Here is a 7197-nt window from a genome sequence, read left to right as displayed (position 1 = left end):
CGCTCCCGGTCGGGGGCGGGGGCCGCGTCCGGGGTCACGGCACGCAGGGGATGACCGAGAACGCCGCGGTGATGGCGGCGGCCATCAGCCGCTCACCGGTGGCCATCCGGTCGGCGTGGCGGGCGATCTCGGCCTTGAGCTGGGCGTCGCAGGCGCAGTCGAAGTAGCCGCGCTCGCGGTAGCAGAGGTCGTGGCGCATGCACAGCGTGTCGAGGGTGTCGACCGGCTCGCCCGAGCCGTGGCCCGGCCCGCACCAGTTGCCCCACACCGGGATGCCGTCGGCGGTGCGCAGCTCGCCCGCGGAGGTGGCGGCGCCGATCCGACCGGCGGCCGGCACCAGGCGTCCGGCCTCGAGCACCTCCGGGGACGCGCCGGCGGCCGCGGCGGCCTCGGCGTCGAAGACGGGCCGGCCGTCGGCATCGGTGGTGGTGTAGCGGGTGACCTCCTCGGCGAGGGCGGTGAAGTCGTCGGGCTCCTCGGCCGCGGCGGGGCCGGTGCTGAGCGGGAGCAGGGCGAGGGCGGTCAGGCAGGCGAGCAGGGTCAGCAGCTGGCGCCGGAGGAGGGTGGGCGACACGGTGGGTCCTGTCCTGGGGGGTGGGGACATGTCGACCCTAACCAGGCCGACCGACGTCCCGACACCCCTGCACCGGAACCGGTGATGATCAGTCCTCTCCGCCCGACCGTGATCATCCAGCGGAGATGATCAGCCGGCGGGGCGCTCAGTCCGCCCTGCGCAGCAGCTCCAGGGTGGCCTCCTCGATCGCCCGGCGCCGCTCGTCCTCGGTGGCGTAGTCGGCCTCGAGGACGGCCCTGGGCAGGGTCGTGCCGGACTCGTAGAGGCTGACCAGCCGCGGGTCGACGTAGGACGTGCGGGCCACCGTCGGCGTGTTGCCCAGCGCCTCGGCCACCATCGTCATCGCCTGCTTGACCGCCCGGGCCCGCGACCGCCTGCTCTCCCCCGCCTCCGTGGTCAGCGCGAGCATCTCGGCCGCGATCACCGTGCCGGCCCAGGTGCGCAGGTCCTTGGCCGAGATGTCGAGCCCGGTCTGCTCCTTGAGGTAGGCGTTGACGTCGGCGGAGTCGAGCGCGCTGAGCACCGCGGCGGCGCGGTACTCCAGCAGCCGGGGTCCGCCGCCGCGACGGCGTCGCATCCGGTTGAGGGCCTGCACCACGTCCGGGTCGTCGATCACCACGCTGTGCTGCACACCGGACTTGCCGGTGAAGCTCACCACCAGCGCCTCGCCCCTGGCCCGGACGTGGCGGCGCTCCAGGGTGGTCAGCCCGTAGCTGCCGTGCTTGTCGGCGTAGGCGTCGTTGCCGACGCGGAAGGCGCCGGAGTCGAGCAGCTTCACCGCCACCGCCGCGGCGTGCTCGCGGCTGGTGCCGGCGGCGCGGATGTGGGCCAGCACCGCCTCCCGCAGCCGGGGCAGCTCGACGGCGATCTCGACCACCCGCTCGTACTTGGCGAGGTTGCGCTGGCGGGTCCACTCCTCGTGGTACAGGTACTGCGTCCGGCCGGCGTCGTCCACCCCGGTGGCCTGCAGGTGGCCGTTCTCGATCGGGCAGATCCACACGTCGCGCCACGCGGGCGGGATGGCCAGGTGTGCGACCCGCTCCCGGGCCTCGCCGGTGATCGTCCGGCCGTGCTCGTCGAGGAAGACCCACCCCTTGCCGGCCCGTCGCCGGGTCCAGCCGGGCATCCGCGTCGAGACGCGCTTCAAGCGGGGCAACTGCGGCACCTCCGTGGTCGTCCACGCCCGGGTGCCCGGGCGCCTGCATCATTACCCAGGGTCCGGCAGATGTGTCACCGGCCGCCGGTGGCGTCCCGGCCGCGGACGGGAGGACGGTCATGGCGCCGACCCGGGGCCGCGCCGTGCGGGGTGGGCCCGTCGGCGCCTAGGGTTCGGGTCGAGCACCCACGACCCCAGCCGAAGGAACCCCCGATGCGTCGCCGTCTGGCAGCCCTCGCCGTCCTGCCTCTGCTCGCCTCCGCGGCAGCCTGCTCGCAGCAGCCCGCGACGACCGGCGAACCACCGGCCGGGGCCTCCCCGACGCCGTCCGCCGCGCCGACGGAGGAGGAGCTGCGGGGCCAGCTGCTCAGCACCGACGCGCTGCCGACCGACGGCTGGACGAAGTCCGCCAGCGCCCGGCCGTTGATCCCCCTCGACACCGGCGACCCCTGCACCGGCGACCCGACCGCCCTGGACGAGGCGACGTCCACCGGCAGCGCCGCCCCGGACCCCGCGGTCAGCGCGGCGTTCACCCGCAGCTTCGACCGGTCGGGCAGCGGGCCGACGGAGGACGTCGAGACGGTGATCGAGATCCTCGGCCTCGCGCCGGGGATCGGCGACGTGGTGGCCCAGCAGCGTGAGGCCTGGGGCGGGTGCACCGGTGAGCCGATCGAGGTCTCCTACCAGCCCGACGTCTCGGCCGAGCCGGTCGAGCTCGAGGCCGGGGTCAGCGCGCCCGCCTGCGTCCAGGTCGTCCAGGGCGCCGGCGGGGCCACCGCGGTGGAGCGCTTCGGCCACTACTGCCTGGTCGAGCTGTCCGGGGACCGGGTCCTCTCGCTGTACGTCGAAGCGGTCACCGACCCGGCCGAGGAGACCCCGGACGGTGAACGCCCCACCGTGCCGTCCGATGTCGAGGAGAACTTCCGCAGCTACCTCGACGCCGCCCTCACCGCCGCCGGCTGACCCGCGTCGCGCGCCCGGAGCACTCGCGCTTGGACAGGCTCAGCGCGCTCCTTGCGTCGCCGCGCGGGCGCAGACCCGCACCCCGCGCCCAGCCCCACCACAACGCCCTGAGCCTGTCGAAGCGTCGTCCTGAGCCTGTCGAAGGGGGCGATCCGCGCCGGATCAGCCGACGGTGACCTGCTGCTCGGCCTCGACGCCGTTCACCTCCACCCGGACGGTGGCCGTGCCCGGTTCGAGGGCGGTGAGCGTGCCGGTGGTGGGGTCGAGCTCGACCACGGCCGGCTCCGTGGACCCGGCCAGCCGGACGCCCTCGCCGCCCCAGGTGGCCGTCACCGGCCAGGCCACCGGCACCTCACGGGTGCCGTCCTGGGTGATCGTCGCCGCCACCTCGGCCTGCTCGCCCACCTCCAGCCCGGACGGCGCCGACAGCACCAACTCGTCGACCCGGGCGTGGGTCTGCACCTGCAGCCACCCGGTGCGGTCACCGAGGTCGGGGCTGAAGCCGACCACCCCCTTCCCGGGGTCGATCCCGAGCATCGACCAGCCGGTGAAGCCGCCCTCGTCCGGGGCCCCCGACGGGGACTTGCCGGAGTTGCCGTTGATGTAGCGGGTGACGCCGGCGACCGCGTCCACCGAGAAGGTGCCCACGTGCCCGCTGACCATCGCCGCGGACTTGCCGGCGGCGCGGAACTCCGTCAGCACCCGCTGCAGGGCGGCCGCCTCGACCCGGTCCCCCAGCTGGCTGGCCTGGTCGGGGTGCGGGTCGTCGACCGGGTGGTGGTCGACCACGACCACACCGGTGATCGAGCGGGTCTCCAGTGCGTCGTCGAGCAGCCGCTCCAGCTCGCGTAGCTGGGTGGTGTCGCCTCCCGGGTGCAGGGTGCCGCTCGAGGAGTCCAGGGTGATCACCCGGGTGCCGCCGAGATCGCGGCTGGTGGTGGTCTCGCCGAAGTGCTGCTCGAACCGCTCGATGCCGCCACCCATGATCTCGTGGTTGCCCGGCACGTACACCCACGGCACCGCCCCGCCGACCTCCTCCTCCAGCACCTTCCGCGCCAGCGCGAAGTCGGCGTCGGAGGCCTCGTCGACCAGGTCGCCGGCCACCAGCAGCAGGTCGGGGCGCTCGGCCACGATCTCGCGCAGGGTCCGCCGGCCCGCCTGCACCAGCGCGCCGTCCTCCCCGTCACGGGCCACGAACTGGGTGTCGCTCATCACCGCGATGCGCTGCGGGCGGTCGTCCACGTCGCCCTGGGTGAGGACGGCCGGGTCGATCCGGCGGGGACGCTCGGGCTGCTCGACGGCGACCGGCACCTGGGCGTCCAGCCCGGCGAGCACCACCCGGTCGGTGTAGCTGGCCGCGGCGCGGGTCTCCATCAGCCGGATCGCGGTGATCGTCAGCGGGTAGGCGGTGCCGGCGGGCACCGGGAAGGTGATCTGGCGCCACCCCGTCCAGCTGACCAGCGGACCGTCGAGGTTGGTCGAGGTGCCGTCGCCGCGGGTCACCTGCAGCCGCGGCCACTGCCCCTGGCCGTTGCCGTGCACCCACAGGGTGAAGGAGTGCGGCTGGCCGTCGACCTCGACCGGGGCCGGCGGCACCGCGTAGGCGCCACGGGTGGCGGTGCTGGTGGTGAAGTCCATCTCGACCGCGAGCCCGGCGCTGCCGTCCGGACCGTCGGCGGGCGCCAGGCTGACCGGGGCGCGGGCCGACCCGGGCTCCCACGCGGCGGCGTCGGCGAAGTCGGCGACCGTCTCGGTCTGGTAGCCGATGGTCACCGGCACCCGGACCTCGTGCCCGAGCACCTCCAGGGTGATCTCAGCCGCGCCGCTGGCCACGGTGGAGGTCACCTCCAACGTGGCGGGCCCCGACGGGCGCACCTCGGCGCCGCCCTCGACCCGGACCGTGACGTCGCGGGTCTCCACCGGCACCCGGTGCCCGTCGGCGTCGACCGCGGTCAGCGAGAGCGGCACGGCGGCCGCACCCGGCTCCCCCTCGGGCAGCGCGAGCAGCGGCGCGGACGGCTCCAGCCCGACCATCTCCTGGTGCACCGTCAGCGGGATGCGCTCGCTGGTGCGCCCGCCGGGGAGCCGGCCGTCGAAGGTCACCTGCCCGGTGCCTGGGGCGACCCCGCGCACCACCACCGCCTGCTGGCCCGGCACCGGCGCGTCGGTCGTGCCGTCGACGGCCAGCAGCGAGCGCGGCGCGGCGGTGAACCGGCCGCGTGCATCGACCGCGGCGTCGTCGGCGTCGAGTCCGCTGGCCACCACGGTGCGCGACAGCCCGGGTAGCAGGGCGTCCGCGCCGGGGGCGTCGAGGCCCACCGGCGGGTCGAGCAGCGGTCGTGCCAGCACGTCGTCGGGCTCGCCGGTGGCGCTGGAGCGGAACACCAGCGCGTTCGCGTCCAGCCGCTCGCTGCCGTCGGAGGGCCGGTTGACCAGCCGCAGGTCGCGCTCGCCGGCGGGGCGGGCCACCATCGCGGTGGAACCGCCACCGTCGAGGTTGACCGCGTTCCAGGCGCCGAGGTCGTCCAGCAGCGCGGCCAGCTCCTGCAGCGTCATGCCGTGCGCGTCGGCCTGGCGGCCGTCGACCGCCACCACCCACAGCCGGGTGCCGTCCTCCGACACCCCGACCGCGGTCCGGGCCGCGGTGGCCTGGTCGACATCGGTCACCTCACCGTCGACCAGCAACCGCTGCGCCCCGCCCACGGCGAGGTCGACGTCGGCGCTGGCCTCCAGGCTCACCTGCACCGGCTGCCCGGCCTCGACGCCGGCCAGCCGCGCGGCCGCCGCCCCGCGTCCCACCAGCACGCTGGTGCCCTCGGCCAGCGGCTCGGCGAGCGCGGCGGCGTCCAGCACCCGGGTGACGCTGCCGTCGACGACCTCGACCGCGCGGACGCCCTCACCCGCGGTCAGCAGCGAGCCCACCGGGTGGGCGCCCCAGACCGGGGTGAACAGCGCGAGCTGGTCGCTCCGCCAGGACGGGGAGTTGACCGCGGGCACGTCCAGCTCGACCCCGTCGACGTGCACCGCTGCCGCCGACATCAGCTGCTGCACCGCCGCCTTCTGGCCGGTGACGGTGAGGCTCTCGCGGGGCTCCGGGGCGGCGGTGCGCAGCCCGCCGGTCGAGGAGACGTTGGTGCCGACCGGGGCGCCGGAGGCGTTGATGTCGAAGTAGTCCCCGTTCACCGCGGCCACCGCGCCGGCCTCCGCGGCCAGCTCGCTGACGGTCTGGTTGGACGCCGACACGGTGCCGCCGTCGACCACGTCCAGCGACAGCGACGGGGTGTCGAGATCTGCCGTCATCACGTGGCCGGTCACCCAGCCCTGCGGCTGCAACCGCTGGAAGGAGGTGATCGCCAGCCCGGGCGCCACGTCGTGCGTGGCCTGCTGCAGCAGCGTCGAGCTCGATCCCGTCAGCTCCGGACGGCCGTGGTCGTCGGCGGTGGCGGGCAGCAGGCCTACCGTCAGGGCGAGGGGCAGCAGGGCCGCCGCGAACGCGGTCAGCCGCGCCCGGGCGCTCGCGGGTGGGCGGGGCGCGGCGGCGAGGTGGGAGGAGGTCATGGCAGGTCCTTCACCGGGGGCGGTCGGGGGCTCGACGAGCCTCCCACCCCGGCCGTGGTCCAGACCAGCCCCTCCGGCGCCGCAGCCGAGTGTTCACCCCGGAGTCACCCCGATGGCCACGACCGATCGCCGGCTGGCGCAGTGATCCTGCGCCAGGGTGACGCGGAGCGGTGACGACACCCGCACAGCGGCGGGGCGACGGGTCCGGCGGAGGGGCACCCTGGCGGGAGATCCCTGTGCTCGCGACGGTCGACGGCTCCCGGAGCGCCGATGCTCCAGCCCTTCCCGGCGCCCGGCGGGCCGGGCGAGAATGGCCACGTGGATCCCAACCTCCCCCTCGACCACCGACTCGGCGGCCGGTTCGTCCGACTCGACCCGCTGACCGGCGCCGACTACGCCGAGCTGCACGACGCGATCGCGCGGCCGGAGGTGTTCGCGGGCGGCTACGGCGGCGGCAGCGCCGGACGCCCCGGCTCGGTGGAGCAGTTCGCCGCCTTCGCCCGCCGCTACCCCTGGGCCAGCGGTGGACGGACCTGGGTGATCCGGATCGTCGGCGGCCCCGACGACGGACGGGTGGTGGGCACGTCCTCCCTGGGCGACGTCGACCCGGCGAACCGGAAGGTGCACCTGGGCTGGACCGCCTACACCCCGGCGGTGTGGGGCACCGCGGTCAACCCCGAGTGCAAGCTGCTGCTGCTCGGCCACGCCTTCGACTCCGGGTTCGAGCGGGTGCACATCCAGACCGACGCGGTCAACGAGCGCTCGCGGAAGGCGGTGCTGGCCCTGGGCGCCACCCAGGAGGGGGTGCTGCGCCACCACGTGCTGCGGGCCGACGGCAGCTGGCGCGACACCGTGGTGTTCTCGATCCTCTCCGCGGAGTGGCCGGACGTGCGCCGGCGCCTGGTCGAGCGTCTGCGTTCGCTCGACCAGGCGCCGGTCCGTCTGC

General features: G+C 75.3%; 5 protein-coding genes. 2 read left to right on the top strand and 3 right to left on the bottom strand.

Annotation, left to right across the window (positions count from 1 at the left end; translation table 11 throughout):
- Window positions 1-34: 34 nt before the first annotated feature.
- Together DVA66_RS14745 and DVA66_RS14740 are read right to left on the bottom strand one after the other, a co-directional pair.
- Window positions 35-574, bottom strand: a complete 540-nt coding sequence (locus tag DVA66_RS14745) for a phospholipase A2 family protein (protein ID WP_114560768.1) — start codon at window positions 572-574, stop codon at window positions 35-37.
- A gap of 145 nt (window positions 575-719) precedes the next feature.
- On the bottom strand, window positions 720-1730 hold the full coding sequence (locus DVA66_RS14740; protein ID WP_114560769.1) for a DNA topoisomerase IB: 1011 nt from the start codon (window positions 1728-1730) through the stop codon (window positions 720-722).
- A gap of 213 nt (window positions 1731-1943) precedes the next feature.
- Here DVA66_RS14740 and DVA66_RS14735 point away from each other — a divergent pair, with 213 nt between their 5' ends.
- On the top strand, window positions 1944-2693 hold the full coding sequence (locus DVA66_RS14735) for a hypothetical protein (RefSeq protein WP_114560767.1): 750 nt from the start codon (window positions 1944-1946) through the stop codon (window positions 2691-2693).
- A gap of 162 nt (window positions 2694-2855) precedes the next feature.
- Here DVA66_RS14735 and DVA66_RS14730 read toward each other — a convergent pair whose 3' ends face one another.
- Window positions 2856-6251 (bottom strand): phosphodiester glycosidase family protein, encoded by a 3396-nt coding sequence (locus tag DVA66_RS14730; RefSeq protein WP_114560766.1) that lies wholly within the window; start codon window positions 6249-6251, stop codon window positions 2856-2858.
- A gap of 318 nt (window positions 6252-6569) precedes the next feature.
- On the opposite strand from DVA66_RS14730, the gene DVA66_RS14725 reads away from it, so the two are divergent.
- Window positions 6570-7197: GNAT family N-acetyltransferase (locus DVA66_RS14725; protein WP_232821974.1), on the top strand; the 628-nt coding region annotated here is incomplete at its 3' end.

Origin of the sequence: Desertihabitans aurantiacus (assembly GCF_003344635.1) — a bacterium.
GTDB classification, from domain to species: domain Bacteria; phylum Actinomycetota; class Actinomycetes; order Propionibacteriales; family Propionibacteriaceae; genus Desertihabitans; species Desertihabitans aurantiacus.
The sequence above is the reverse complement of the archived record's forward strand: the minus strand, read 5'-3'. Positions and strand labels throughout refer to the sequence as shown.